This window comes from Pseudomonas sp. 2,4-D (assembly GCF_030418155.1).
Classification (GTDB): Bacteria; Pseudomonadota; Gammaproteobacteria; order Pseudomonadales; family Pseudomonadaceae; genus Aquipseudomonas; species Aquipseudomonas alloputida.
In genome coordinates this window covers 1-24,533 of sequence record NZ_JAUHUI010000045.1, presented here as the reverse complement: position 1 = coordinate 24,533, position 24,533 = coordinate 1, and the positions used below count along the sequence as shown (strand labels likewise).

Annotated in this window: 33 protein-coding genes; all 33 read left to right on the top strand. The window is 62.7% G+C overall.

Annotated features, from left to right (window positions below):
- The first annotated feature begins 74 nt into the window (after positions 1–74).
- Positions 75–323, top strand: a complete 249-nt coding sequence (locus tag QYE47_RS23215; RefSeq protein ID WP_301159167.1) for a hypothetical protein — start codon at positions 75–77, stop codon at positions 321–323.
- Positions 320–904, top strand: coding sequence for a hypothetical protein (locus QYE47_RS23210; RefSeq protein ID WP_301159165.1), 585 nt, complete (start codon positions 320–322; stop codon positions 902–904). Before QYE47_RS23215 ends, QYE47_RS23210 begins: the two co-directional genes overlap by 4 nt.
- 19 nt (positions 905–923) lie before the next feature.
- Positions 924–1,319, top strand: coding sequence for a hypothetical protein (locus tag QYE47_RS23205; protein WP_301159164.1), 396 nt, complete (start codon positions 924–926; stop codon positions 1,317–1,319).
- Positions 1,320–1,336: 17 nt separating this feature from the next.
- Positions 1,337–1,756 carry a hypothetical protein gene (locus tag QYE47_RS23200; RefSeq protein ID WP_301159162.1) on the top strand — a complete coding sequence of 140 codons (420 nt, stop codon included), beginning with the start codon at positions 1,337–1,339 and terminating at the stop codon, positions 1,754–1,756.
- The gene (locus tag QYE47_RS23195) at positions 1,753–2,034 is read left to right on the top strand and encodes a hypothetical protein (protein ID WP_301159160.1); all 282 of its coding nucleotides are present in this window, start codon (positions 1,753–1,755) and stop codon (positions 2,032–2,034) included. The genes QYE47_RS23200 and QYE47_RS23195 overlap by 4 nt, the downstream gene beginning before the upstream one ends.
- A gap of 155 nt (positions 2,035–2,189) precedes the next feature.
- A complete protein-coding gene (locus QYE47_RS23190) occupies positions 2,190–3,464 on the top strand; it encodes a site-specific integrase (protein WP_301159159.1) in 1,275 nt (424 codons plus the stop codon).
- A 39-nt stretch (positions 3,465–3,503) separates the two neighbouring features.
- Entirely contained in the window at positions 3,504–3,929 is a 426-nt protein-coding gene (locus QYE47_RS23185; protein ID WP_301159158.1) for a hypothetical protein, read from the top strand.
- 209 nt (positions 3,930–4,138) lie between these two features.
- A complete protein-coding gene (locus QYE47_RS23180) occupies positions 4,139–4,462 on the top strand; it encodes a phage holin family protein (RefSeq protein WP_301159157.1) in 324 nt (107 codons plus the stop codon).
- Between the two features lie 118 nt (positions 4,463–4,580).
- Positions 4,581–4,796 carry a hypothetical protein gene (locus QYE47_RS23175; protein ID WP_301159156.1) on the top strand — a complete coding sequence of 72 codons (216 nt, stop codon included), beginning with the start codon at positions 4,581–4,583 and terminating at the stop codon, positions 4,794–4,796.
- Positions 4,793–5,179 carry a hypothetical protein gene (locus QYE47_RS23170; RefSeq protein ID WP_301159155.1) on the top strand — a complete coding sequence of 129 codons (387 nt, stop codon included), beginning with the start codon at positions 4,793–4,795 and terminating at the stop codon, positions 5,177–5,179. Before QYE47_RS23175 ends, QYE47_RS23170 begins: the two co-directional genes overlap by 4 nt.
- Positions 5,180–5,191: 12 nt before the next feature.
- Complete coding sequence (locus tag QYE47_RS23165) at positions 5,192–5,932, top strand: hypothetical protein (RefSeq protein ID WP_301159154.1); 741 nt, start codon at positions 5,192–5,194, stop codon at positions 5,930–5,932.
- A 188-nt stretch (positions 5,933–6,120) separates the two neighbouring features.
- The gene (locus QYE47_RS23160; RefSeq protein ID WP_070085999.1) at positions 6,121–6,666 is read left to right on the top strand and encodes a terminase small subunit; all 546 of its coding nucleotides are present in this window, start codon (positions 6,121–6,123) and stop codon (positions 6,664–6,666) included.
- The gene (locus tag QYE47_RS23155; RefSeq protein ID WP_301159153.1) at positions 6,629–8,668 is read left to right on the top strand and encodes a terminase gpA endonuclease subunit; all 2,040 of its coding nucleotides are present in this window, start codon (positions 6,629–6,631) and stop codon (positions 8,666–8,668) included. The genes QYE47_RS23160 and QYE47_RS23155 overlap by 38 nt, the downstream gene beginning before the upstream one ends.
- Positions 8,656–8,886, top strand: a complete 231-nt coding sequence (locus QYE47_RS23150; RefSeq protein ID WP_054889822.1) for a hypothetical protein — start codon at positions 8,656–8,658, stop codon at positions 8,884–8,886. Before QYE47_RS23155 ends, QYE47_RS23150 begins: the two co-directional genes overlap by 13 nt.
- A gap of 5 nt (positions 8,887–8,891) precedes the next feature.
- Positions 8,892–10,436, top strand: coding sequence for a phage portal protein (locus QYE47_RS23145; protein WP_301159152.1), 1,545 nt, complete (start codon positions 8,892–8,894; stop codon positions 10,434–10,436).
- Positions 10,366–12,450 carry a ClpP-like prohead protease/major capsid protein fusion protein gene (locus tag QYE47_RS23140; protein ID WP_301159151.1) on the top strand — a complete coding sequence of 695 codons (2,085 nt, stop codon included), beginning with the start codon at positions 10,366–10,368 and terminating at the stop codon, positions 12,448–12,450. The genes QYE47_RS23145 and QYE47_RS23140 overlap by 71 nt, the downstream gene beginning before the upstream one ends.
- Positions 12,451–12,516: 66 nt before the next feature.
- Complete coding sequence (locus QYE47_RS23135; RefSeq protein WP_301159150.1) at positions 12,517–12,831, top strand: hypothetical protein; 315 nt, start codon at positions 12,517–12,519, stop codon at positions 12,829–12,831.
- Entirely contained in the window at positions 12,831–13,199 is a 369-nt protein-coding gene (locus QYE47_RS23130; protein WP_234547087.1) for a hypothetical protein, read from the top strand. The genes QYE47_RS23135 and QYE47_RS23130 overlap by 1 nt, the downstream gene beginning before the upstream one ends.
- Positions 13,174–13,740, top strand: a complete 567-nt coding sequence (locus QYE47_RS23125) for a hypothetical protein (protein ID WP_301159149.1) — start codon at positions 13,174–13,176, stop codon at positions 13,738–13,740. The genes QYE47_RS23130 and QYE47_RS23125 overlap by 26 nt, the downstream gene beginning before the upstream one ends.
- Positions 13,737–14,339, top strand: a complete 603-nt coding sequence (locus QYE47_RS23120; protein ID WP_301159148.1) for a phage baseplate assembly protein V — start codon at positions 13,737–13,739, stop codon at positions 14,337–14,339. The genes QYE47_RS23125 and QYE47_RS23120 overlap by 4 nt, the downstream gene beginning before the upstream one ends.
- Positions 14,340–14,346: 7 nt before the next feature.
- The gene (locus QYE47_RS23115; protein WP_301159147.1) at positions 14,347–14,667 is read left to right on the top strand and encodes a hypothetical protein; all 321 of its coding nucleotides are present in this window, start codon (positions 14,347–14,349) and stop codon (positions 14,665–14,667) included.
- A 63-nt stretch (positions 14,668–14,730) separates the two neighbouring features.
- Positions 14,731–14,976: a hypothetical protein gene (locus QYE47_RS23110; protein ID WP_301159146.1), complete on the top strand. Its 246-nt coding sequence runs from the start codon at positions 14,731–14,733 to the stop codon at positions 14,974–14,976.
- Positions 14,977–14,978: 2 nt separating this feature from the next.
- Positions 14,979–15,305 (top strand): GPW/gp25 family protein, encoded by a 327-nt coding sequence (locus QYE47_RS23105; protein ID WP_238739168.1) that lies wholly within the window; start codon positions 14,979–14,981, stop codon positions 15,303–15,305.
- Positions 15,302–16,282 carry a baseplate J/gp47 family protein gene (locus QYE47_RS23100; protein ID WP_301159145.1) on the top strand — a complete coding sequence of 327 codons (981 nt, stop codon included), beginning with the start codon at positions 15,302–15,304 and terminating at the stop codon, positions 16,280–16,282. The genes QYE47_RS23105 and QYE47_RS23100 overlap by 4 nt, the downstream gene beginning before the upstream one ends.
- Positions 16,279–17,001, top strand: coding sequence for a phage tail protein I (locus tag QYE47_RS23095; RefSeq protein ID WP_301159144.1), 723 nt, complete (start codon positions 16,279–16,281; stop codon positions 16,999–17,001). The genes QYE47_RS23100 and QYE47_RS23095 overlap by 4 nt, the downstream gene beginning before the upstream one ends.
- Positions 16,998–17,864 carry a phage tail protein gene (locus tag QYE47_RS23090; RefSeq protein WP_301159143.1) on the top strand — a complete coding sequence of 289 codons (867 nt, stop codon included), beginning with the start codon at positions 16,998–17,000 and terminating at the stop codon, positions 17,862–17,864. Before QYE47_RS23095 ends, QYE47_RS23090 begins: the two co-directional genes overlap by 4 nt.
- 5 nt (positions 17,865–17,869) lie before the next feature.
- Positions 17,870–18,610 (top strand): hypothetical protein, encoded by a 741-nt coding sequence (locus tag QYE47_RS23085; protein ID WP_301159142.1) that lies wholly within the window; start codon positions 17,870–17,872, stop codon positions 18,608–18,610.
- A gap of 9 nt (positions 18,611–18,619) precedes the next feature.
- The gene (locus tag QYE47_RS23080; protein ID WP_301159141.1) at positions 18,620–19,084 is read left to right on the top strand and encodes a hypothetical protein; all 465 of its coding nucleotides are present in this window, start codon (positions 18,620–18,622) and stop codon (positions 19,082–19,084) included.
- Positions 19,085–19,147: 63 nt separating this feature from the next.
- The gene (locus tag QYE47_RS23075) at positions 19,148–19,471 is read left to right on the top strand and encodes a hypothetical protein (RefSeq protein ID WP_301159140.1); all 324 of its coding nucleotides are present in this window, start codon (positions 19,148–19,150) and stop codon (positions 19,469–19,471) included.
- A gap of 63 nt (positions 19,472–19,534) precedes the next feature.
- Positions 19,535–20,710, top strand: coding sequence for a phage tail sheath family protein (locus tag QYE47_RS23070; protein ID WP_301159139.1), 1,176 nt, complete (start codon positions 19,535–19,537; stop codon positions 20,708–20,710).
- A gap of 12 nt (positions 20,711–20,722) precedes the next feature.
- Positions 20,723–21,232 (top strand): phage major tail tube protein, encoded by a 510-nt coding sequence (locus QYE47_RS23065; RefSeq protein WP_301159138.1) that lies wholly within the window; start codon positions 20,723–20,725, stop codon positions 21,230–21,232.
- 48 nt (positions 21,233–21,280) lie between these two features.
- Positions 21,281–21,577, top strand: a complete 297-nt coding sequence (locus QYE47_RS23060; RefSeq protein ID WP_234547100.1) for a phage tail assembly protein — start codon at positions 21,281–21,283, stop codon at positions 21,575–21,577.
- A gap of 131 nt (positions 21,578–21,708) precedes the next feature.
- On the top strand, positions 21,709–24,533 hold a 2,825-nt coding region (locus QYE47_RS23055; protein ID WP_301159137.1), incomplete at its 3' end, for a phage tail tape measure protein.

Here is a 24,533-nt window from a genome sequence, read left to right as displayed (position 1 = left end):
ACTAAAAAGCGCTTGCCTTTACGGAGGGTCGCGGACAAGATATCCAGAATTACTGTTAAAAACGGAATTGGTGTGTGGAGCTGAACGCCTGGATTGATAGCTTGTCGCCTGTTTCCCCTTCCAAGGTGGCCGCTGAGCTGCTGGGTGAAAAGCGGCGAACTGTCGATTCGTGGCGTCGGTTCGAGAACACGCCTTCCTTTGCTGCGGCGCTCAATATCATCAAGAAATCGGGCGGGCGGGTGGACTTCAACGGCATCTATAACCCGTTCGTTCGGGCGCTGGAGGAAGGCACCGCGCGCGTCAAGTTGAAGATTCGGCCATGACGTTACCCATGCTGCAATTGGCTCAAGCCGTCGTCGGTCGCAAGGTGGAGCAGCGCTTCGGCTTGGTCGGCCTTGGGCGACTGATAAAACTGGTCGAGCTGGTGACGACTCGCGCCGAGGCGAATGCTAAACGCGCTACCGCAGTGGTGGCTTGGGGTGATTTGCTGGGCGCTCTGCAGTGTGATCAGCCTACCGCGCTGGAATTTTTAGCCTACTGCGACCACGCGCGCGTTCTGGATCAGGGTAAAGACGCTGGCCGCTTGCGCCTGAGCCTGGCGGGCGAGCTGGCGACTTTGCTGGCCTCGCCAGCTGCCTGCGAGTCGCGCCCGGCCCGAACCCTTTTTGAAACTGACGAGCAGTGGGCCGAGTGGTTTGCCGCCGACCTCAACTGCCCGCCGTACCTGCGCAACGATCCCGACACCCGGCGCATTTTCCGCCACTGGTGCGTCTCAAACGTCACAGTTGACGAGGTTGAGGCTGCTGCTATCCGGGCGACCACTGCCCGCGAGGCTCCGCACCCGCTCGCCTTACACCAACACATTAAAACTATGCGTCAAGAAAAGATCCGCGCCGCCAGTTGAGCGCGCCAAGGAGGAAGCGTTGTTGATTGCACTTTCGGGCGGCAGCCCGCGCGAACGTGAGGCTATAGCTGCGCGCCTGATCGGGTCGGGCAAAGCTGGTTTGCAGGTCTATTCCCAGCCCGCGCCTAACTCCCGTTCCGCGTATCGACGGGTTGCCCTGCTGCGCAAAGCCATGCAAGGCGCCTCTTTGCGCAGCCAAGTCAAGGGCACCGTGATTGCTCACTGCCTGACCGAGCCCGAGGCGCGCCTGGTGCGCGACCTGGGTGGCGTGGTTTGGCACCTGTATAGCCGTCCGTCTGCCGAAGTCGTTATCCGTAACGGCGACCCTGTTGTGATTGATGGTGACCACGGCGCGGGCCACCTTCTTGCCCCGCTTGAAGCACTTTCTGAGTTGATGCTGGCCAAGGCTGGCTAGGGTTGTAAGGGTGAGTCATGGCCAGGCTTGAGCATAAGCTTTTGCGCCCGATCCTTGAGGGTTGGGCCGAGTGGTGCGTGGACGGCCAGCCGGTTAGCGCTGGTCGCACGATGCTGGCCAAGCTGATAGACAACAAGGGGGAAATGTTCTATGGCGACTGCAGCGGTTCCACAGAGCCCCCTGATAGCCGTGAAAGCCTGATCGAGGCGCGGGTGCTGGCTATGGCGGCCGGACCTGATCCCTTGCGTGCGGATGTGTTGCGCCTGGAGTTCGATGCGGGCTGGTGGCTGGTCTGTTGCCGGAGAGGCATTAAGGGTTACGACCCTCGCAGCATTGGCCAGTTTGAGAAAGCCCATGCGCTGGGTATCAGCTGGGCTACCTACAAGCGCCGGCTTACAAAGGCGCTGGACGAAATCGAGGAGTGCCTAAAGCGATGATGGCTGTTCATCCACTGTTCTCAGGCTTTTCCGGTGCGCCTATTGGCCGGCTTGGCCGTGCCTTGGGCTTTGAGTTGCTGGCCGAGGCGCGCCCAGGGCGGCTGCCGCACAGGCTGTCCTTTGTGGACACTGACCGCATGCGAGAGGGCGGCGACCTGGCTGGCTATCGCTTCGCAGGTGGTTGGGAGGCGGGCAACCTGCATTGCCTGTTGTTCGCTAAGCCAGTCACCTATACCGCTGAACGCCTATGGTCGGCCGCGTTGCCCCGGCCTGAGTAGGTGCACCAGCTGCAGTAGCACCGCCCAGGCATTCGCCCTGGTCGTCATTGAATCACTAATGAATCAAGCCCCGGCTAGTTAGTCGTGGGCTCCCTTCACCTTGGAAAAGTGGCGCCGGCCGGTGCTTGGGCTTGGGCGGTGCCGAGGCCTGAGATATGCCCAAACGGACCCTTAACCTTGCCCTTTCCGAGGCGGCTATTAAGAAGCATGCGGCCGACCTCAACGTGTACCAGTTGAATGACCCACGACACCCGGTGCGGTTTCGATATCGTAAAAATCGAGGCGCTGGCAGTTGGTTTGTGCTGCGCTTCGCCGGTGGGCAGGTCAAATGGCGCAAGGCGGCGAACTGGCCTGATGTTTCGGCCAAAGCCTTCCTTGAGCATCTGCCTGCGGTGCATGCGCGCCTGCTGGCTGATCCCGCTGCATCTGTAACTATAGGTAGCTGCAGCAGCGCTGATCAGGTTCTGACCTGGTACTACAACCGCCTGTTGGTCGATGCCACGCTCTCCAAAAGCCGTAAGTCTTCCAAGTTATCCATGGTGCGGGTGCACTTACAGCCTAGGCTGGCAGGTCTGCAGCTGTATGAATTGACGCCTTCAGTTCTCGACCGTTGCCTGGTGTGGCCGATGCTGGAAAAGCACAGGCCATCATATGTGCGCTCTGTGTTCGGAGAACTGAAACAGCTATTCGGCCTCGCCTTGGACCTGCAACAGATCGCCACAAACCCGCTTGAGCATGCGAGTTTCAGTAAGTCGACGCGCGTCCAGATCCGACCAAAGGGCGCGCGCTTGCGGCACGTCGATGTGGTGGGGCTGCTGGAGTCCTGGAACGGTCTTTTCGCAGCGGCGCCGGTGGATGTGGCCTTTGCGGTGATGATGTTGGGCCATGGTGCGCGGATCAGCGAAACTCGCCTGGCTCGCTGGAAGAACGTCAACCTAGGCGCGGGCGAGTGGTTTGTGCCGGCCGCCGATACAAAATCTAAGCGCGATCATGTGGTGCCGCTGACGCCTGCAATGGTGGCTTTTCTGACGCGTTACCGTAACGCCCAGTTGGCTCAAGGCTATAACGGCGCCTTTTTATTCCCCTCATTGACCCAGCCCGGCCGCCCGCTAGCGCGTACTCATGCGTTCGCTGTCTTTGAGCGCCTGGGTGCGGGCGAGTGGACCAGTCACGACCTGCGCAAGCTGGCCCGTGAATGTTGGGCAAAACTCAAGGTCGATTCGCTGGTGGTCAAGCTGCTGCTCAACCACAAGCTGACCGATCTGGAGGCGACCTACTTCCAAAGCCGAGGCGAAGAGATTAAACGCGATGCCCTGGAGCTGTGGCACGGCTGGCTCGATTCGCAAGGTTTTGACCTGCTGCAGGGTGAGACGGTGGTGAGACAGCCGGCTAGGCGGGTTTCCGTGGATCCAGCGGGCTGGCTGCGCTGAGGCGGGTATTCAGGATTAATTACATAAGAGCATCCAGATATGAAACAGGCGACAGTGGTTGGCGGCATCGATGTGGCGACGGATCGGGTAGAGGTGCCGATTAACTGGCCTGTGACGGGTCACAGCGAGCAAGAAAGCGATGAGGCGCGGCGCAAGCGGGAGCAAAGGGAAAGGGACTCGGCCGCCGGCGTTGTGACATTTGAGGTCAGAATGGCCGCCTCTGAGGCCGCCATGCTGGCTGCAGGCCGCGAAACACGGGGCTCCAAGTGCGTGCCGTATACAACAACCGAATACATCAACACGCTGGTTCGCCGAGATCATGAATTGCTGCAGCAGCAGCTCGGTGCGGTGGCTGGGCGTATCTGCGAAAACTGCCGAAAGCCTCTGCCACGGGGCTGCGGCGGGGTTTGGCGGGATGAAATGCCGTGCGCATTGGCACAACTTGAGAGGGCCATGGAGCTGTGAGGGCAGGGGGATTGACTTTGCCTGCAGTTAACAGGATTACTGTTTTTTTCAGAATGGCTGTTTACAGCGCTGAGCTTTTTCCGTAATCTTTTGTCCATGGTGGTGTTCTTGCGGATGCAGCCACTGCCATGAAGCGCCCCCAGCGAACCCTCGACCCTCACAGGTCGGGGGTTTTTTTATGCCTTTCTCCCAGCGCGGGAGGTTTCGAGATGGACGACATGACCCCCGATAAAGACCCGGCCTTCCTGGCCGACCTCCTGAACCTGCTGCGAGAGCATGGCCTGGCTGCCTGCCTGGGTGGCGGCCTGACCTGGCTGCGCATTCGCTGGGATGGCAAAGAAACAAGCCTGAAACGCCAGCTACTGGAAGCCACATTGAGCGGCGCCATGGTGTTCCTGGTGGGGATTACCTGCAAAAAGCTCGGCCTCTCGGACGGTTGGTCATTTGCGACCGCTGGCTTTGTGGCCCTGCTGGGTATCGAGCAAGTGCGTCAACTCGGCCGCAAGTGGGCCGAGAAGCGGGCCGAGGCGTGATGCCCCGGCCGGTGTTGCTGTTGCTGCTGACCCTGTTGGCGTTCTCGCTGCAGGGCCATTTCGAATGTCGAGAAACGGCGGCCTGCTCGGTCGCCGTTACGCATAACGAGGGGGTGCAATGAGCGTATCGGACCGACCACGGATGCTTAGCTACTTGGGTGGCGAAGTGATGCACGGAATCAGCCGCTTGAAGGGGGATGCCGAGCGACTGGCCAAAGCCATGGGCCGCATGGCCGATGTGGATCAACACGCGGTCGAGCGGGGAATGATCGCCCTGCGTCGTGCGACCGCCCAGCTGGAAAACGCTGTTACGCGTAACGAGGTGAGTTCATGAGTGATGCAAAGTACGTTGTAATTCTGAAAGGGCGTCCGGCGCCAATCCTCCTGAAAGCCTCGGGGCTTCGCCTGGTCGGCGGCGAGCTTCGCTTGCTGCAAAGTGGCGAGGTAGTTGCCGGCGGGCCTGATGTTGAGTTTGCTGCGCACCTTGACGCTATTCCGGGCGGCGAGGTGGGTGCAGCCAATTTGCTGGGCGAGCCGCCGCGCCCCATGCCGTCGCACCTTGCTCCGCCACCCCCGCCTGCTATGCGCTCAATCAAAGCGAAAGCGTTCAAGTTCAAGAGTAAGCGCAACCCTTCGCCTCGCTGGCCATTCTTGGCTGGCTTGGCGCTGGGTTCTCTAGTAGGCGTTATGGGCATGCTTGTTTTTGCCATCGTCTGATCAGGGGGCGCCATGCTTGACCTGAAACTGGATATCGACAGCGTGGCCCTGGCCCGCGAAATCTCGGACATTCAGCGAAAGCAGATCCCTTTTGCCTTGGCGCTCGCGCAGACGCGGCTCGCCACTAAGCGCATCAAGCCGGGGATTGCCGAGGTCATGGGCAAGCGCCTGGATCGGCCGACGCCGACCACCATGCGCAGCCTGTTCGCCAAGGCGGCCACCAAGTCGCGTCCGGCGCAGGTGTGGTTCAAGGATGCATGGACCACCGGCATTCCTGCTGACAAGTACCTGCAGCAAGTTGTCCAGGGCGGGCCGCGACCGCATAAGCGTTTCGAGCTGTCGCTGATCGCACATGGCCTCATGAAGGCCGGGCAATACGCGGTGCCTAACGCTGGCTTGTTGAACCAGTACGGTAACGTCTCGCGGGGTGTGATGACTCGCATCCTGTCGGGCTTGGGCGCTGCTGAATCCACGCGCGGCCATCAGGCCAACGCCTCGGGCAGCAAGCGCAGCAAGCGCAAGGGCAATGCCGAGCGCTACTTTGCCGGCACGGTGGGTGATGAATCGGGTGTGTGGGAGCGCAAGAAATCCGCGTTCGGCGATGGCGTTAAGCCCGTGTTCCTGTACTCCGATGGCGCCCCGCAATACCGCGTCATTTTCCCGTTCTTCACCATCGGCGAGAACATCGCCAAGGCCCATGGGCAGGCCGAGCTGGCCAATGCCCTCCGGGAGGCCATCCTGACCGCGAAATGAGGTCGAAGCCGCGAAAAAGCGTCGATTTCTGCCCCTTTTCGCTTGACGGCTCGGCCTTGGGCTGATCTGGCCCCGACCCCCTCCCCCGGCAACGGGTCCTCCCGGACCCACCGGGCATAGGGGGTAATTCGGGCCCCGCTCATTCGCTACTTACGACCCTTTTGCAGAGGTTGGTTGTTGTTTCGACTATGGCTAATCCATCCATTACCCGGCAGCCGTACTGGCTGAACAAGAAACGCATGGCCGAAAGCCTCGGGATTTCGGTTCAAGCCTTTGACAAATGGGGCGTCGAGCCGGTCGCGAAGATCGGCCGAGAAGCGTTTTACGACACCCGTGCAGTGCTGGATAACCGCCTGCAGCACCAAAGCGGCAAGCAACAACCAGGAGCCGACGAGATTGATCCGCTCATTGGTTACAAGATTGATTGCGAGCGTTTGCGCCTGACCAAGGAACAAGCGGACGCCCAGGCACGCAAAAACAAGGTCGGCGAAAAGGAGCTGGCTCCGGTCGGTTTCATGGTTTACGCGCTGTCCGACGTGTGCGCGCAGCTGGCTTCAGCCCTCGACATGACCCCGAAAAACGTAAAGCGCAAGCACCCCGATATCGCGCCCCGGCACCTGGAGGCGTTCGAGGGCGAGATTGCCGTTACGCGTAACGCGGCGGTCGATCTGGCTGATCGAATACCGAGACTTTTAGATGAATACCTCGCCACTCTGGATGAATCCGCTGGTTGAGGCCGTTCGGCGTGGGTTCAAGAACCTGAAAAAAGATCCACCCATGACGGCCTCGGTCTGGGCGGACGAACATTTTTATATGTCCTCTGAGTCCTCCTATGGAGAGGGCAAGTGGACCACTGAGGCGTTCCAGGTGGCGTTGCTCAACGCCATGGGCAATGACCTGATTCAAGAGTTGAACCTGATCAAATCTGCTCGGGTTGGCTACACGAAAATGCTGGTGGCGAACATCGCCTACAAGCTGGAACACAAAAAACGCAGCGTGTGCATGTGGAGCCCTACGGACGGTGACGCCGAGGGCATCATGAAAGAGCACATTGAGCCAATGATTCGCGACGTGCCTGTGATCAAGGCCATGGCGCCCTGGTTCGGCAAGAAGCACAAGCACAACACCATCGAGTCGAAGACCTTCGAAAACCGCAAGGTGCTGTGGTGGATGGGTGGCAAGGCTGGCGGCAACTACCGGGAGAAAAGCCCGGATGAAGTCGGCTATGACGAGTTGTCGAGCTTTGACGACGATATCGACAAAGAGGGCTCGCCCACCTTCCTGGGTGACAAGCGTTTGGAAGGGGCGACCTATCCGAAGTCGATTCGGGGATCTACCCCAAAGCTGGCCGGCAGCTGCCAGATATCGCGGGCGGCTGAGGAATCACCGTACCTGCTGCGCTTCCACATCCGCTGCCCGCATTGTCAGACCGAGCAAACCTTGAAGTGGGGCGGCTCTGACCAGCCGTTTGGGCTCAAGTGGTCCAAGGACGAGTTGGGCCAGGTGGATCACGCGTGGTACCTGTGCGAGTCCGGCAACGGCTGCACCTTCGAACATTATGAAATGGTCCTGGCGTCGAAGGCCGGGCGCTACATCTGCGAGAAGACCGGAATATGGACTCGCGACAGCATGGAGTGGTTTGGCGCGAACGATAAGCCGATTCGCACGCCGCTCCGCGTCACCTTCCATATCTGGACCGTCTACTCGACTTTCACCACCTGGGTGAAGATTGCCGACGAGCGCGTCAAGGCTGGCAAGGACCGAGGGAAGATCAAGACCTTCGTCAACACCACGCTCGGGGAGACGTGGGAGGAAGACCTTAGCGAGAAGATCGACGCTGAACTGTTGTACGAGCGCCGCGAGGTTTACGGCTCCCAGGTGCCGCAGCGTGCCCTGGTGCTGACGGGCGGGATCGACACCCAAGACGACCGCTACGAACTGCGGGTTTGGGCTTTCGGCAAGCATGAGGAGAAATGGCTGGTTTACCGTCGCGTGCTGACTGGCGACCCGGCCAGCACCGAGCTGCTGCGCCAAGTCGGGCTGGAGCTGCACCGCCAGTTCACCCGCGCCGATGGCACCAAGATGAGCGTTATGCGGTGGTGCTGGGACTCCGGCGGCCACCACTCGGAGACAGTGCGTGCGCAAAGCCGCAAGCATGGCTTGCACTGGGTGATTCCTATTTTCGGGGCCAGCACCTACGGCAAGCCAATTGCCAACTTCCCGCGCAAGAAAGACAAGAAGTCGAAAACCTACCTGACCGAGGTCGGTACCGACAACGCCAAAGAGGTCCTTTACAACCGCCTCAAGCTGCAGCCGGACGGCAATCGTCCGGTACCGGGCCTGATTCACTTCCCGGCCGACGATTCGATCTGTGACATGGACGAACTCAAGCAGCTGACCAGCGAAACCAAGAAATGGGTGCTGGTTAAAGGGCGGCGCGTGTTGCGCTGGGATGCCAGCAAGAAACGAAACGAAGCGCTCGACTGCCTGGTGTACGCCTTGGCGGCGTTGCGTATCAGTCAAGAGCGTTTCGGCCTCGACCTCGATCTGCTAGCCAGCCAGAACCCGGAAACCGGGGTTTGGGAGGTGCCGGCAGAACCTGCACAAGCGGCCGAGCCGGACGAGCCACCAGTGCCGGCCGCTTCGCCGCCGCCGGCGCCGGTGGCGCCGCAACCAGACCACCAGCCTGCCGCCGGCGGCTGGGTTGAAACAGGAGCAAGCGGATGGCTGACGTAGATGCCGAAGAAAACTTGACCCCCCAACAAATGGTCGCGCTGTACATGCGGGCCGAGGCGGACCTGGTGGCAGGCGGCAAGGACGTGACCCTGAACGGGCGACGTTTCGTGTATGCCGAGCTGAACCAGATTCGCGACGGCCGGCTGTACTGGGAGCGCCGAGCAGCTGCACAGGCGCGCGGGGGGCGTCCGGGCTTTGCCTTGGCGAGCTTTGATTGAGTGGCATGAACCTGCTGGACCGGGCGCTTGCGCCGCTGTTTCCGGGCATGGTGGCCGAGCGCTTGCGGGCGCGTAACGTGATCATGGCGTTTGAAGCCGCCAAGCCCACGCGGACCCACAAGGCCAAAAAGCAGACGGGCAGCGCTGACCGTTCGCTGAATCACACGCTCAAGTCCATGCGCGAGCAGTGCCGCAAACTGGACGAGGACCACGACATTGTCACCGGGCTGTTTGATCGCCTGGAGGAACGCGTGGTGGGTGGTTCGGGTATCGCGGTTGAGCCGATCCCCCTGCACCTAGATGGCACAGTGCACCGTGAGTTCGCCGCCGCTATCAACGCGCTTTGGGGGGAGTGGTCGCTAAAGCCCGAGGCCTCTGGCGAATTGACCCGGCCGCAGATGGAGCGCCTGGTGTGCCGCAGCTGGCTGCGCGATGGCGAGGCGCTTGCCCAGGAACTGATGGGCAAAGTGCCGAACTATCAGTATCTGCACGGCGTGCCTTACGCCCTGGAGCTGCTGGAGGCGGATTATCTGCCGGTCGAGTACACCGACGATTCCAAAGGCATCGTCCAGGGCATCGAGCGCAACGGGTGGCGTCGCGTGCAGGCTTACCACCTGTACAAGGCGCACCCTGCAGGGCTGCGCGGCACCTTGTCGCAAAACACCAAGCGCGTGCCAGCTGAGCAGGTGATTCACGTTGCCTACCGCAAGCGCATTGGCCAAAGCCGTGGCCAGCCGCTCCTGCACGCGGTCCTGATCCGCCTGGCGGATATCAAGGACTACGAGGAAAGCGAGCGGGTGGCGGCGCGGATCAGTGCGGCGCTGGCCATGTACATCAAGAAAGGCACCCCTGACGACTATGTGCCTGCCGGCCCTGGTGAAACGCGGGCCGAGCGAACATTCCCCATTGCGCCTGGCGTAGTGGTCGACACCCTGTTGCCGGGTGAAGACGTGGGCATGATCGAAAGCAACCGGCCGAACCCGTTCCTTGAGGGGTTCCGCAACGGACAGCTCAAGGCTGTAGCAGCCGGTACACGCGGCACTTATTCCAGCGTGGCGCGCAGCTATGACGGTACCTATTCGGCGCAACGCCAGGAGTTGGTCGAGGGCCAGCTGGGATACGACCTGCTGCAGCATGAGTTCATCGACTACTGGTGCCGCCGTGTGTACCGCAACTGGCTGCGCATGGCGATCCTGAGCGGGCAGCTCAAGGTGCCGCCAGACGTGGACCCCCGGACGATCTATGGCGCGTTCTATCAAGGCCCTGTGATGCCGTGGATCAACCCGGTGCATGAGGCTGACGCCTGGGAAACGCTGATCAAGATCGGTGGTGCTGACGAGGCGGAAATGGCCCGCTCGCGTGGCCGCAACCCGTCCGAGCTTAAGGCGTCTCGCAAGTCCGAGATTGCCGCCAACCGGGCAGACGATCTGGTGTTCAGTTCGGATGCCTACCACGAGTATTACGGGAGAAACCAACCCAATGAGCAAACGAAGAAAGCGGGCAAGGCTGCCCGTCCTGGGGCCGCGCGGGGCGGTAGCGACGACGGCTGACCCGGCCGCGCAGACCTGGTACACGCTGCGCGCATCCAGTCAGCGCGGCGTGGTCGACCTGATGCTGTACGGCGAGATTGGCGCCTGGGGTATCTCGGCCAACCAGTTTGCCCGCGATCTGAAAGCCCTCGGTGACGTGTCACAGATCAATTTGCACGTTCACTCCCCAGGCGGGGACGTGTTCGAGGGTATGGCCATGTACAACCTCCTGCGCAACCACCCGGCGCGCGTGGAGGGCACTGTGGACGGCCTGGCCGCTTCCATGGGGAGCGTGATCCTGATGGCTTCCAACGTTATCCGCATCCCCGAAAACGCCATGATCATGGTGCACAAGCCCTGGGGCATTCAGGGCGGGGATGCGGACGAAATGCGCCGATACGCCGACCTGCTGGACAAGGTCGAGGATTCCCTGGTGGCGGCGTACACCAACAAGACCGGCAAGACCGCCGACGAGGTCAAGGAGCTGCTTTCCGCTGAAACGTGGATGACCGGCGCCGAGGCTGTCGAGCTGGGCTTTGCCGATGAATTGGTGGGGGCGCTGGATGCCTTCGCCGCTCTCAACTCTCAACGCATGCAGGAGTACACCAACATGCCCACCGCTGCACAACCGATGTTCGCCCCGCGCGGTCAAACCCAGCCACCGGCGCCGGTGAACCAGCCGACCCCGCCGGTCAATCAGCCGACCCAGCCCCCGGCGAACGAAACCCCGGCACAGATCGAGGCCCGCGTGCTGCAGGCTGAGGCAACCCGTCGTTCCAGTATCACCGCCGCTTTTGCCATGTTCCCGACCGTCGAAGGCGCGGCAGCCCTGCGTGACGAGTGCCTGAACGACACCAATTGCAGCCTGGAGTCGGCCAACGCCAAGCTGCTGGCCCACATGGGCAAGTCGACCACTCCGACCGGTAGCCAAGTGCCCGGCCAGCACGGCCACATCACCAACGGCAACCTGGTGGGCGACTCGGTGCGCGCAGCCCTGGCGGGCCGGATTGGCCAGGCCGAGAACGAGGCCGATAACGCCTATAACCACATGAGCCTCAAGGAGCTGGCCCGCGCCTCGCTGACGGATCGCGGCATTCTGGTGGCATCGCTCAACCCCATGCAGATGGTCGGCCTGGCCTTCACGCATGACACCAGCGATTTCGGCAACATCCTGATCGACATTTCCCAAGCATCGGTGCTGGCCGGCTGGGACGAGGCGCCAGAAACCTTTGACCTGTGGACCAAGCGTGGCCGCCTGAGCGACTTCCGTAGCGCCAAACGTGTGGGTATGGGCTCGTTCCCGAGCCTGCGTGAAGTGCGCCCAGGTGCGGAGTACAAGTACATCACCACCGGCGACCGTGGCGAAACCATCAGCTTGGCGACCTACGGTGAACTGTTCTCGATCACCCGTCAGGCCATCATCAACGACGACCTCGATATGCTGAGCAGCGTGCCCTACAACATGGGGCTGGCTGCACGCGGCACTATCGGCGACCTGGTCTATGCGGTCCTGGTCGACAACAAGCCGATGAGCGACAAGAAAGCGCTGTTCCATGTCGACCGCAAAAACCTGTTCACCGGTGCCGGCTCGGCACTGTCGATTGAGTCGATGATTGCCGCCAAGAACGCCATGGCCACGCAAAAGGCGCAGGTTGAGGGTGGAAAAGCCCGCACCCTGAACATTCGCCCGGCTTTCCTGCTGTGCCCTGTGGCCCTGGAAGACCGCGCCAAGCAGCTGATCCGCTCTGCCTCGGTACCCGGCGCTGACGTAAACGCTGGCGTCGATAACCCGATTCGCAACTTCGCCGACGTGATCGCCGAGCCGCGTCTGGACGATGACTCGGCCAAGACCTGGTACCTCGCGGCGGCGCAGGGGCGCGACACTATCGAAGTGTCGTACCTGGATGGCGTCGACAAGCCGTATATGGAGCAGCAAGAAGGTTTCGGCGTCGACGGCGTGGCTACCAAGGTGCGGATCGACGCCGGCGTTGCTGCGCTGGATTCGCGCGGCCTCAACAAGTCTGTCGGCGCGTAACCGCAGATCACCCCCAAGTACCCCGCCTATGCGGGGTTTGTTGTTTCTGGACAGGAGAAAATGGCCATGGCCAAGAACTATGTACAGGGTGGCGGCAGCATCAGTCTGCCGGCCCCTACCGGCGGCTCGGTTGCCGGCATTCCCCAGGTGATCGACAGTCTCGCGGTAATGCCGTTGCAATCCGGCCCTAAAGGTACGCCCATTACCTACCGTACCTGCGACGTGTGGCGAGTGCCGTCGACGCCGGGGCTCAAGGCCGGCGCCAAGGTAAGCGTACTCAACGGCACCCTGGTGGCCGACGGCACCCCGGACTCGAAGCCCTACGGCAAGCAGCTGAGCGACACCGTCGACGGCTTCGCCGACGTGCTGATTGTGCAGTAATGGCCCGCCCGAGCTTTCGCGAGCGCATGGCTTTCCGTACAGGGCGAATCCTCGAGCGGGTAGGCGATAGCGCAACGCTTGAAGATGGCAGCAAGGTGCTGGGCGTATTTAGCAACCCGGCCCTTGATCCCCAGTTGGGCAGCAAGCGCATGGCCAAGGGCGTCGACGCGGCCGAGCTGGACGAGCCACGGTTTACGGTGCTGTCGGCCATCGCTGAGCGTTTGCCCAGGGGGGCAGCCCTGACCGTCGAGCTACCGGCCCATGAGGGCGGTGGCCCTTACACCGTGGTGCGGCCCGAGCCTACCGGCGACGGCATGGTTGCCCTGGTGCTGGAGGTGAAGCATGCAAGAACCGCCGATATCTTCTGACGACCCGCCGGTGATCCCCGGCGAGTTAAAGCAGTTGCATGACGCGATGACCGCCACCCTGCAGGCGAATCTCCCGCAGTTTCAGCTGATCGAGGCTTACCCCAAGCTGATCAAAGAGGGTATGAAGCTGCCGGCGCTGCTGTACGCGGCAACCAACTTCGCCCCCGGCGATGACCCCGGCGACGGCCGCCTGTGCCTTAAAGTGACATTTGAGGCGCTGGTTATGCTGGAGTCCAGCCGTGCCTTGGCGCCGCTGCAGGCGGCCGTTCTGGCCAGCAAGCTGATGCAGCAATTGCGCCTGCAGCATTGGGATATGGATTTCGTCGGCCCGACCGAAAACGTGGAAGCCATGCCGGCGGAGTTCGCTCCCCAGTTGGCCCGCTGCGTAGGCTGGGCGGTGCAATGGCAGCAGGACGTTTACCTGGGTGAAACCGAATGGCCCTGGGAGAACGAGCCGCCGGGCTCGCTGGTGTTCGCCTTCGATCCTGACAGTGGTCCCGGTAACGAGGGCCAGTATCGCGAGCCGGAGGCCTTGGCATGAGTTACGCCGAGGCCCAGTTGGACCGCATGCTGGCCGGCCTGGTGATCCCCTGTTACGTCGTGGGGGTGGATCTGGTGGCCGCCAAGGTGCGGGTCACCGATGGCGGCGATTGGACCAGTGCCTGGGTGCGCTGGCATGCCATCGCCGCCGGTAAGGCGCGCCACTGGCGTGCGCCGAGCATGGGCGAGCAGGGCGTGCTGGTCAGTCCGAGCGGCGAGCCTGCGCAGGGGACGTTCGTTCCTGGCCTGTATGGAAACGCCGGCGCGCCGCCGGACAATCGCGACCATGTCGAGGTGTGGCGCTTCGATGATGGCGGGTCCCTGGTCTACGACTGGGCGGCCAATAGCTACACCATCAAGTTGCCCACCGGCACGGTCAACATTGAGGTCGGCGGCAGTAAGGCAGTGCTGACCGACAACGCAATCACCGCCAAGTCGACCGCGATCAGCGCTGAGGCCGAAACGTACACGGTCAAGGCCGCCGAAATCAGCCTGCAGGGTAATGTGAAGATCGACGGAGCGTTACTAGTAACGCTCGACATAGTCGGCCTTAAAAGGATTATCGACACTCTCGGCAATACGCCGAACCACAAGCACTGAGGTTGATATGGCTGAACAAGACCCGCAAGCCCCGATCAGCGGGACCGACCGTCACATGGTGGAAAAAATGGTTGGCTACGGCATTACCGGCGTTGCGGATCACTTCCGCATGCTGAGCTACTGGCGTCGGCTGCTGGCGGGTGATAACGACCCCGAAGAAATCGCCCAGGGCCTCGCCATGGCGCTGATGTCTGGTCGTTACATCCCCGCGCCGCGTCCGACCCGAGCCCCGACCATCACCATCAACGTGTCGGGGAATCTCGACCCGGAGGCGCTGGCCAGCGCTTTCAAGTCGGCGATTGAGCAGGCCCTGGCCTGTCCGCACTGACTTCCAAACTCAACCCATAAAGGCCCGCTTTTGCGGGCTTTGTCCTTTCTGGAGAACCGCCTTATGGCAGTCAAGAAAACCGCTGCGGATGACGCGGCAACGGACGCGGCCGCCTCCGCTGAACCTGTCGCGCCGGCCGGCGTGACCTTCACCGACAGCGCCTACACCTCGCGCTCGCTGTTCCTGCAGGCCGGCGACGACCTGCGCGAGTTCAAGGTGCTGGCCGGGCGCGTGACCGTCCAGGCAGGCGACGACGAGGCGCTGGCGTTCCTGGGTGGCCACGCCGACCTGCAGCGCTTGGACGGCTAACCATGATTGGCGTGGACCGGCGAACTGGCCAGCCACTTTCGGGCCTCGATCACCTGAAACAGTCGATTGAGGACATTCTGACCACCCCCTTGGGTAGCCGGCGCATGCGGCCGGACTACGGCAGCAACTTGCGCCGCTTTGTCGACCTGCCGGTTAACGAAGGCTGGAAAAGCGCTGTGCAGGCCGAGGTGGCCCGCGCCTTGGGCCGCTGGGAGCCGCGCGTCCAGCTGGAGCGCGTCAAGGTGATTTCCGTGCTCGATGGCCAGATTGGTCTGGAACTGACAGGCCAGTACCTGGGCAACTCGGCCGTCGTGGAGGTGAGCGCATGATTGACCTGTCTTTGCTGCCCCCGCCCGATGTGGTGGAAACCCTGGACTTTGAGACGCTGTATCAGGAGGTGCTTGGCATCTTCCGTGGCCACATGGGCGACCAGTGGACGGCGCTGTTGGAGTCTGAACCGGTCGTCAAGCTGATGGAGGTGATGGCCTACCGTGAGTTGCTGATGCGGGCTCGGGTCAACGCGGCGGCCAAGGCCAGCTTGCTGGCTTATGCCAAGGGGGCCGACCTGGACAACCGCGCCGCCGACTACGACGTGCGGCGGCTGACGATCCGTGCGGCCGACCCCGATGCAGTGCCACCGGTGGCGGCGGTGATGGAAGATGACGATGCGTTGCTCTATCGCACGCGGCTGTCGCTTGAGGCGCTATCGGTGGCCGGAAGTCGCGGGGCGTATGAGTACCATGCCCTAAGTGCTTCGGCCGAGCTGGCTAACGTCTCGGTCGACTCGCCCCGATTTACTGGGGTGGCGCTCGATGCCGCAGTTAGAGCACTGCTGCCGGATGGAGCCATTGTGGTGGTCTGCGACTACGACGCTGGTCTGGCCAACCCGCTACCCGGCGACGTGTCGCTGGCCATCCTGCCCAGGCTGGACAGCACCTCGCTGCCGACCCAGCTGGTTACCACCGTGCAGGCGGCGCTGTCGGCCGAAACCGTGCGTCCGATCACCGACCGACCGCGCGTGCAAGCGGGTAAGCCGACCGATTTCAAGGTGCAGGCCGTCCTGCACGTTGAGGCTGGACCAGATCCGGCGGTGGTCCAGGCGACAGCCCGCAAAGGCCTGGACGCGGCCATTGCCGAGGCGCGGCGTCTGGAGGGGCAACTGCCGCTGTCAGCGATCTACGCGGCGTTACACGTAACGGGCATTAGCCAGGTTGACCTGGTGCACCCGGCTGCAGGCATCGCGTGTGACAAGCGGCATTACCCCAACTGCACGTCAATCGCGCTGACCACGCAGGTGGCGACGTGAGCCTGTTGCCGCATAACGCCACCCTGCTGGAGCGCTCCCTGGAGGCGGCCAGCGAGCAGGGCATTGACCCGGAAATCATCCGGGGCATTGCCGACTCGACGCGCTGTCCGCCCGATTTCCTGCCGTGGCTCGGTTGGGCCTGGAAGGTCGAGGGCTGGGAGGCGGCCAACACCACCGCCCAGCGCCGCGAGCTGGTTCGCGAGGCGATCCCGGTCCACAAGACCAAGGGCACCGTCGGCGCGATCCGGCGGGTGCTCAAGGCGGTGCGGGTCAATGCGGATTTCAAGGAATGGCACCAGATCCCCAACGCGGCCCCGTACACGTTCCAGGTCACGGCCTGGGCGAACGAGAACCGCGAGGGGGAGGGCTCGATTATCTCGCCGCAGCTGGGCGCGCGTTTGCGCGCCCTGGTCGACGCGGCAAAGAACGAGCGCAGCCACTATGAGTTTCGCCTGGGCGCGCGCTTCGACGGCGGTCTGTTGTTCGCCAACGTTGCCCGAGGGCGCGGCCTGCAGCGCCTGAGCATGAATGCCCAAGCGGTGCAGATCGACGTGGCGGTGCAGGGCCTGCAGTTTGCCAACGCCACCCGGTCGCTCGGCGTGTCTCGGCGTTCTGTCGAGGCCCTTGGCGTGCCGATCAATGCTGAATCGGGCTTTGTGGTCGCCAGTGCGACCCGTGCCCTAGTCGTCGTGCGCAGCACGATGGAGGCTGTTTTATGAGTACCCCGTTACAACCCGTGATCACCAAGGCGGGGCTGGCGGCGATCCTGCGTGCTGATAACACCGGCATTGCGGCGCAGATCACCCATATTGCCCTGGGCACCTCGGGCTACACGCCGTCGGCCGACCAGAAAAGCCTGGTTGCGCAAACGGCCAAGTACCCGATTGCCGGGGGCGAGCGCCTGAGCAGTACCTTGCTACACCTGACCGCCCTGGCTGATGGCGACCGCGCTTTTTGGGTGCGGGAAATCGGCTTTCTGCTGAGCGACGGCACCCTGTTGGCGGTGTGGTCCGATTCATCCACCCCGCTGGCCTACAAGTCGGCGGACACCGACTTGCTGTTGGCCTATGACCTGTCGCTGGCCGCGCTGCCGGCGGACAGCGTGACGATCATAAGCAACGAGGCCGGGCTGAGTCTGAGCTTGGCCGGGCCGCTGGCTGCGCAGGCGCAGGCATTGATTGCCGAGCAGCTGCGCGGCCTGCAGCAGCAGGATCAACTGGACCAGCAAGACCAATGGCAGCGCGTGGCAGGTGAGCAGATTTCCCGCTTGCTGCTGCGCATGTCGGAGGTTGAAGCGCGCCAGGAGGCCGACCGCAATGGCCTTGCCAGTGCGGCTGTCGGTAATGCCTCGGCAGTCATTGCCGAGCAGCTGTGCGGCCTGCAGCGACAGGACCAACTCGACGAATTGGCGGGAAGTTCACGCCGAGCTGGTGCGGTGCTCGACAACCATTCGCAGCGCTTGCTGGAGGTCGAACGACGCCAAGTCTCTGACCGTGAGGACCAGCTGGTCGCTGCAGTCTGTAACGCGGCGGCGATCATCGCCCTGCAAACCTTAGTAACTCAAAACACCTTTGGAGCATAAGACGTATGAGTCTCGAAACTGATGTGGCCAACCTGGTCACGCAAACTACCAAGTTGCTCGACTACTTCGGCAATAAGAAAGCCGCCATCGATTCGGCGGTCGCGTCTGCGATTGCAGCCATCCCCGAAGGCCGTAAAATCTTCTATGTGAACCAGCTCACCGGCGATGACAACGCCGACGGCCAGGCAGCGCGGCCTTTGAAGACCATCGATAAAGCAATTGCCAATACCCCATTTGGCGGGCTATGTATCGTTCGGCTGCAAACCGATTACCGGATGGCGTTAAACATTAGCGTCGACGCCCGCGTTCTGTCGATTTTCAGTGACACCACGGGTGTTAAGCGGAAGATTATTCCCGCTTATTACATGATCGCTGATGGTACGGCGCATTACCTTTCGGGCATTGTTCAATCGAACGGTGCTCAGGTGTTGCTGAGTGATATCACAGTTGACCTCCCAAGCCCGGCTGGCCTGAACCCGGCGCCTGTCGGTTTCGTGAATGCATTCTTCAAGAGCACTTCCAACGGGGGCGCTGTGATCCTGGCGGCGAAACTATCGGCTTGCGAGTTCACGTCTCCCCCGGATGGCACGGCATACCTCGTCGGTGCGCCAAATAGTGCTGTTGTACTTGAGGTGCTTGGAACTTCGTTCCCCGCTTCGTTCGGCGGGCGTTACATCAGCGGTATTGCCGCTGGGTCTTTGCCCAAAGATATCCCCAACATCATGACTAACCTGACCGTACTTTAAGGGGCGTATATGCAAACTCAAAACCTGAACATCGAATTCGGCGGTCGTACTTATGTCGGTTTCAGTTTCGACAGCCTGCCCCTGAGCGCCGCTCTGCTGGTGGCAGCCATGCAGGTCGATCAGGCGGCCGATCAGGCGCGTAGCGCGGTCCTGGGTGATCCGTTGCGCGCTGTTGAATATCGGATGACGGCGGACGAGGCCGAGAGCTTCGCAGCGAACGGCTATGCCGGCGAGGTTCCAGCAACTGTACAAGCCTGGATGGACGCGGCGGGCCTCGACGCGCAGGCCGCGACCGAGAGCATTCTGCACGAGTCGCGCGCCTGGAAATCTGCGATCTACGACATCCGCGCCGCTCGCCTGAAAGGCAAGCAGGACGTGCTCAAGGCCACCAGTCACGAGCAGGCCGAGGCCATGGCAGACGTGGCTATTGCCGCCATCAAGGCGCGCATTCAGGGCGTCGGTAACGCGGCCTAACCCAACTTCACCTCGTAACCCCAAGGGCCGCTAAGCGGCTTTTTTTGTGCCTGGAGGGCACGCATGAATCGAACCCACTTCGAGCACGTCCTGGCGGCGTTGCTGATCATGGGCGCCCTGTGGGGCGTCCTGGCCCTGCTGGGCGTGCCCGCTGGCCACTGGGCCGGCGCCGCTGCCGGCATCTTCTTTTTCGCTGGTCGCGAGTACACCCAGGGCGAGCGCAACCTGGCGCACGTCGAGGCGGTGCACCTGGCCAATCTGCACTGGTACGACGGCCTGCGCATCTGGCGATGGACCGTAGACGGTCGCCTCGACTTCTTCTGCCCGCTGGTGGCCTGCCTGATCGTGGCGCTGCTGGTCGAGGTGCTGCAGATCCTGCAGCGCTGACTGTTTTATTTCTCCCATCCTCGGGCCGCGCATGACGCGGCCTTGTGCTTTCTGGAGTTTCAAATGTCTGGATTCTTTCACGGCGTTACCGTAACGAACGTCGACACCGGGGCGCGCAATGTCGCGTTGCCGTCGTCCTCGATCATTGGCCTGGTTGACACCTTCACCGAGGGCGCCGATGCCACGGCGAAAATCGGCGACCTGGTGCTGATCACCAACCCGCGCGAGGCGGTCGCCGCGTTCGGCCCTGCCTCGGCCGTTACCAAGGCCTGCCAGGCCATCTATGCCCGTTCCAAGGCGGTCATTGTCGCCACTGGCGTGGCCAAGGGCGCGGATGCAGCGGCGCAGACCACGGCAGTCATTGGTGGCGTGCAGGCGAACGGTAAGCGTACCGGCCTGCAGGCGCTGCTGGATGGCAAGAGCCGTTTCAACGCGCAACCGCGCCTGATCATCGCACCCAAGCACAGCGCGACTCAGGCGGTGGCCACGGCCATCGACTCGATTGCCGGCAAGCTGCGCGCGATTGGCATCATTGACGGCCCTGGCACCACCGACGAGGCGGCCACCACCTACGCCAAGCTGTTCGGCTCCAAGCGTCTGTACATGGTCGATCCGGGCGTGCAGCTGTGGGACACCACTTCCGGCGCGTCTGGCGCGACTGTCGACGCGCCGGCCTCGGCCTGGGTTGCCGGCGTGTTTGCCTACACCGACAGCGAATACGGTTTCTGGTCGTCGCCGTCGAACAAAGAGTTTGTCGGCATCACTGGCACCACCCGTGCCATCGAGTACCTGGACGGTGACGAGACGTGCCGGGCCAACCTGCTGAATAACGCCAACATCGCGACCATCATTCGAGACGACGGTTTCCGCCTGTGGGGCAACCGCACCCTGTCGAGCGATTCGAAATGGGCGTTCGTCACCCGTGTGCGGACCATGGATATGGTCATGGACGCCATCCTGTACGGCCACAAGTGGGCAGTAGACCGGGGTATTACCTCGACCTATATCCGCGACGTGACCGAAGGCCTTCAAGCCTTCATGCGCGACCTGAAAGCCCAGGGCGCAATCATCAACTTCGAGGTTTACGCCGACCCGGTGCTTAACACGGCCAGCCAGCTGGAGCAGGGCAAGGTCTATTGGAACATCCGTTTCACCGATGTTCCGCCGGCAGAAAACCCGAATTTCCGCATCGAAGTCACCAATCAATGGCTGACCGAAGTCCTCGACCAAGTCGCGTAAGGAGCGCATCACATGGCAATGATTCCCGAAACCCTGGCCAACCTGAACCTGTTCGTGGACGGCGTCAGCTTCCAGGGCGATGTTCCCAGCCTGACCCTGCCCAAGCTCACCCTCAAGACCGAGGAACACCGCGCCGGCGGCATGGATATGGCCATTGAGCTGGATATGGGCATGGAGAAGATGGAGTCCAACTTCACCACGACCGGCGTGCGCAAAGAGTCGCTTAAGTTCTTCGGATTGGCCGACGGTAACGCCTTCAACGGCACGTTCCGTGGCTCCTTCAAGGGCCAGAAGGGCGAAACCAAGGCGGTGATCGTCACCCTTCGCGGCACCCTGAAAGAGATCGATATGGGCGACTGGAAGGCCGGCGACAAGGCCGAACTCAAGCACGGCATTGCCGTGACCTATTACAAGTTGGAGGTCGGCGGGGAGCAGATTTATGAAATCGACCCGGTTGGCATGAAGCGCGTTATCAACGGCGTTGACCAGCTCGCCAGCCAGCGCCGCGACCTCGGCCTGTAACCCCCTGCAACCTTTCCGCATTCCTTTCCGATTCAAGGACACCGAGTCATGAGCAAGCCTGCACCGAAGTACCTCAAGCTGACCGCTGAAAACGTCACCATCACCCTGACCAAGCCAACCGAGCTGAACGGCATCAAGGTGGACACCATTACCCTGCGCGCGCCGACCGTGCGCGACATGCGCATTTCCAGTCAGACCTCGGACGGTGACGACGAGCAGCGCGAGCTGAACCTGTTCGCCTCCCTGGCCGAGGTTGGCGTTAAGGACCTGGAGGGCCTGACCTACAAGGACTACAACCGTATCTCGGTCGGTTACACCTTTCTGGTGCGAGAGGACGAACTGTAATCCCGACAGCATGAAGGCGGCCGCCAAGCGACTGGCGGCCGAGCTGAATTTCTCGGCCGAGGAAATCATGACCATGCCCTATTCGGACGTGATGTGGTGGCTCTCGGACTGAGCCGGCGAGGGGGTAAGCAATGGCGTTAAAGCCTTTGATGCTGGTCATCGGGGGTGCCGTCGCTTCAACGGTCGGCACCGCCTTTAAGACGGTCGAAAGTGGCATCCAGAAGCTGGAAGCCAAGGGCAACAAGGCCAAGGTGCTGAAAAGCACCATTGGCGAAACCATCAAGCTGCGCGAGGAATGGAAGCGCGCGCACGACAGCGGCGCCGCCGGTGCCGACAAGCTGCTGCGCAAACTGAACGGCAACCTTGAGGCGCTGCGCAATCAGGGCGTCGAGGTCGGCCGGCTCAGTCGTGAGTATCAACGCCTGGGCCGCGAGGCGCGCGCCGCCGATCTGCAGGTCAAAGGCCACCAGCAGGTGCAGGCGGGAAAAGAATCGCTCAGGTCGAACATTGGCAAGACGGCGGCAGCCACGGCCGCTGTTGCTGTGCCGACGATGGTCAGCGCGAACTATCAGGCGATCATCCGTGATATTGCGATCAAGGCCGATATTGCCAACAAGCCCGAGGAGCAGCAGCTAACCCGGACGGTGATCGATACGGCCGCCGGCACTGGGATGGCGCGCAATGACGTGGCCGACCTGGTCAACCAGTTGGTCGGCGCCGGCATGGACCTGAACAAGGCCCTGTCCTATGCGCCGGTGGCGGCCAAGTTCGCCATTGGCCAAGGTGCCTCGGGCGTCGACACAGCGTCGATGATCCAGGCCTTGGAGCAAAACGCCAAGATTAGCGACCCCAAGGTTATGCAGCAGGCCTTGGAGGCCATCGCCTATCAAGGCCAGGCGGGTAGCTTCGAGGCCAGCGACATGGCCAAGTGGTTCCCGCAACTGCTGGCCGGCATGGAGAAAAACGGGATCACCGGGCTAGATGCGGTGACCTCGCTGGGCTCCATGCTGCAAGTTCAGATGAAGACCGCCGGCAGTTCGGACGAAGCGGCGAACAACTTCAAGAACTGGATGGAGAAGATCGGCGCCGGCGATATCAAAAAGGCCTACAGCGATGTAGGCATTGACTATCAGGCCTCGCTGAACACCGGCTTGCAGAAGGGCATGAACGTCATTGAGGCGTCCATGGCCCTGGCCATGAGATACGTCGAGGCGACCGACCCGGCCAAAGCCAAAAAGATCAAGGACGCCCAGGCTAAGATCGACAAGGAAGTCGACCCGGAGAAGGCCAAGGCAGCGCTGGAGGCGCTGGAGAAAACCCTGCGCACCGGCGATATCTTCGCCGACATGCAGGTCAAGGCCGCGCTTACCGCCTATGGCCAGAACCGGGGTCTGTATGAGGAGCTTAAAGCCGACTCCAAGAAGGCCTCGGGCATCCTCGACAAGAACCTGGCCGAGCGCCGCGAAACTTCGGCGCAACAATGGGCGGAGACGGTCCAGGCGGCTGACGATGCCATGCGCAGCATTGGCGATGCCATCCGCCCGGCCACTGACCTGGCGGCCAAGGGGCTAACCGCTGTTGCCCAAGGCATCACCACGCTGTCGGACAAGTTCCCGGCGGTCGTGACGGGCATTGCCGGTACTGTGGCGGCCCTTCTGGCGCTGAGCACTGCTGCCAGCGCGTACCGGATCGGCAAGGGTGCGCTCAACATCGCGCGCGGCGGCTGGCTGGGACGTGGCAGCAAGGAAGACGAGGCGCCGACGCGCCGGCGCGTGACCGGCAACAAGGTGGTCGACGCCGGCCTGGGCGTGCTGGACAAGGTGCTGTCGCCGCGTTCGCCCGATGCCGAACCGGCCAACGATCCGTTGGGGGCCATCAAAGACCCGCAGCGTGTGTTTGTGGTCAATGCCGATGCCTTCGGCAAGATCGGCGGCGCTGTCGCTAATAGCGGCCCTGCAGGGCCTGCTAGGGGTAGTCGCAGAAGTCGCCGCCGGGAGCGCCGGCGTGCGGCAAGGCAAGGCGCTGCAGCGCGGCCGGTGGCAGCGGTCGAGGCGCCACTGGCCCCGGTGCCAAGGCCTCGGCCGCTTCCTGCAGCCGCCAGGGCACTGACCGCCGCCGGCGAGCTGGGCAATGTCGCCCGCTCGATGCGCGGCGTTACGCGGCTGGCCAGGCGCTTGCCGGGTGGCAATTTCCTGGACGCCGGCACGGCTGCGCTCGATGTTGCCCTGAATGCCAAGACCCAAGACGAAAAGGCCGAGGGCTACGGCGCCGCCGGCGGCAGTCTCGCGGGTACGCTCGCGGGCGCAGCTGCAGGCGCTGCCATTGGCTCGGTGGTGCCGGTTATCGGCACTGCCGTGGGTGGTGCCGTCGGCGCCGTGCTGGGCGGCATGGGTGGCGAGTCGGTCGGTGCCTGGCTGGGTAAGCGCTGGTTTGGTGAGGATGCGTCCGAAGGTGAGGACAAGGCGTCGACGCCGGCCGCCCCTGGTGAGGCGTTACGCGTAACGCTTGAGCCGCAGGAGGTCAAGCAGGCCGCCCCGGTCGTGCTCGATGCCGGCAAGCCTGCGCCTGTGGTGGTCGACAACCGGGATCCGGTCGCTGTACCGCCGGCGGCGCCGGTGCCTGCCCTGGGTGATGCGGTGCGCGATCAGGCCAAGCCTGTTCCGCCGGCGTCCGCGCCGGTGGTGGTACCGCCTGCAGCAGCGCCTGCAGTGCGCGTTGCCGCGCCCGAGGCGGCGCCGGCAGCGCCTGTGGTGGTCGACAACCGGGATCCGGTCGCTGTACCGCCGGCGGCGCCGGTGCCTGCCCTGGGTGATGCGGTGCGCGATCAGGCCAAGCCTGTTCCGCCGGCGTCCGCGCCGGTGGTGGTACCGCCTGCAGCAGCGCCTGCAGTGCGCGTTGCCGCGCCCGAGGCGGCGCCGGCAGCGCCTGTGGTGGTCGACAACCGGGATCCGGTCGC

Excerpts from the sequence above, each read along its gene's own strand:
- QYE47_RS23075 (WP_301159140.1), top strand. The coding sequence starts at position 19,148 with ATGAATCGAACCCACTTCGAGCACGTCCTGGCGGCGTTGCTGATCATG.
- QYE47_RS23105 (WP_238739168.1), top strand. The coding sequence starts at position 14,979 with ATGATTGGCGTGGACCGGCGAACTGGCCAGCCACTTTCGGGCCTCGAT.
- QYE47_RS23150 (WP_054889822.1), top strand. The coding sequence starts at position 8,656 with ATGGCTGACGTAGATGCCGAAGAAAACTTGACCCCCCAACAAATGGTC.
- QYE47_RS23200 (WP_301159162.1), top strand. The coding sequence starts at position 1,337 with ATGGCCAGGCTTGAGCATAAGCTTTTGCGCCCGATCCTTGAGGGTTGG.
- QYE47_RS23130 (WP_234547087.1), top strand. The coding sequence starts at position 12,831 with ATGGCCCGCCCGAGCTTTCGCGAGCGCATGGCTTTCCGTACAGGGCGA.
- QYE47_RS23120 (WP_301159148.1), top strand. The coding sequence starts at position 13,737 with ATGAGTTACGCCGAGGCCCAGTTGGACCGCATGCTGGCCGGCCTGGTG.
- QYE47_RS23145 (WP_301159152.1), top strand. The coding sequence starts at position 8,892 with ATGAACCTGCTGGACCGGGCGCTTGCGCCGCTGTTTCCGGGCATGGTG.
- QYE47_RS23090 (WP_301159143.1), top strand. The coding sequence starts at position 16,998 with ATGAGTACCCCGTTACAACCCGTGATCACCAAGGCGGGGCTGGCGGCG.
- QYE47_RS23190 (WP_301159159.1), top strand. The coding sequence starts at position 2,190 with ATGCCCAAACGGACCCTTAACCTTGCCCTTTCCGAGGCGGCTATTAAG.
- QYE47_RS23100 (WP_301159145.1), top strand. The coding sequence starts at position 15,302 with ATGATTGACCTGTCTTTGCTGCCCCCGCCCGATGTGGTGGAAACCCTG.
- QYE47_RS23115 (WP_301159147.1), top strand. The coding sequence starts at position 14,347 with ATGGCTGAACAAGACCCGCAAGCCCCGATCAGCGGGACCGACCGTCAC.
- QYE47_RS23085 (WP_301159142.1), top strand. The coding sequence starts at position 17,870 with ATGAGTCTCGAAACTGATGTGGCCAACCTGGTCACGCAAACTACCAAG.
- QYE47_RS23080 (WP_301159141.1), top strand. The coding sequence starts at position 18,620 with ATGCAAACTCAAAACCTGAACATCGAATTCGGCGGTCGTACTTATGTC.
- QYE47_RS23170 (WP_301159155.1), top strand. The coding sequence starts at position 4,793 with ATGAGTGATGCAAAGTACGTTGTAATTCTGAAAGGGCGTCCGGCGCCA.
- QYE47_RS23155 (WP_301159153.1), top strand. The coding sequence starts at position 6,629 with ATGAATACCTCGCCACTCTGGATGAATCCGCTGGTTGAGGCCGTTCGG.
- QYE47_RS23195 (WP_301159160.1), top strand. The coding sequence starts at position 1,753 with ATGATGGCTGTTCATCCACTGTTCTCAGGCTTTTCCGGTGCGCCTATT.
- QYE47_RS23065 (WP_301159138.1), top strand. The coding sequence starts at position 20,723 with ATGGCAATGATTCCCGAAACCCTGGCCAACCTGAACCTGTTCGTGGAC.
- QYE47_RS23175 (WP_301159156.1), top strand. The coding sequence starts at position 4,581 with ATGAGCGTATCGGACCGACCACGGATGCTTAGCTACTTGGGTGGCGAA.
- QYE47_RS23165 (WP_301159154.1), top strand. The coding sequence starts at position 5,192 with ATGCTTGACCTGAAACTGGATATCGACAGCGTGGCCCTGGCCCGCGAA.
- QYE47_RS23140 (WP_301159151.1), top strand. The coding sequence starts at position 10,366 with ATGAGCAAACGAAGAAAGCGGGCAAGGCTGCCCGTCCTGGGGCCGCGC.
- QYE47_RS23180 (WP_301159157.1), top strand. The coding sequence starts at position 4,139 with ATGGACGACATGACCCCCGATAAAGACCCGGCCTTCCTGGCCGACCTC.
- QYE47_RS23060 (WP_234547100.1), top strand. The coding sequence starts at position 21,281 with ATGAGCAAGCCTGCACCGAAGTACCTCAAGCTGACCGCTGAAAACGTC.
- QYE47_RS23210 (WP_301159165.1), top strand. The coding sequence starts at position 320 with ATGACGTTACCCATGCTGCAATTGGCTCAAGCCGTCGTCGGTCGCAAG.
- QYE47_RS23070 (WP_301159139.1), top strand. The coding sequence starts at position 19,535 with ATGTCTGGATTCTTTCACGGCGTTACCGTAACGAACGTCGACACCGGG.
- QYE47_RS23125 (WP_301159149.1), top strand. The coding sequence starts at position 13,174 with ATGCAAGAACCGCCGATATCTTCTGACGACCCGCCGGTGATCCCCGGC.
- QYE47_RS23110 (WP_301159146.1), top strand. The coding sequence starts at position 14,731 with ATGGCAGTCAAGAAAACCGCTGCGGATGACGCGGCAACGGACGCGGCC.
- QYE47_RS23135 (WP_301159150.1), top strand. The coding sequence starts at position 12,517 with ATGGCCAAGAACTATGTACAGGGTGGCGGCAGCATCAGTCTGCCGGCC.
- QYE47_RS23160 (WP_070085999.1), top strand. The coding sequence starts at position 6,121 with ATGGCTAATCCATCCATTACCCGGCAGCCGTACTGGCTGAACAAGAAA.
- QYE47_RS23185 (WP_301159158.1), top strand. The coding sequence starts at position 3,504 with ATGAAACAGGCGACAGTGGTTGGCGGCATCGATGTGGCGACGGATCGG.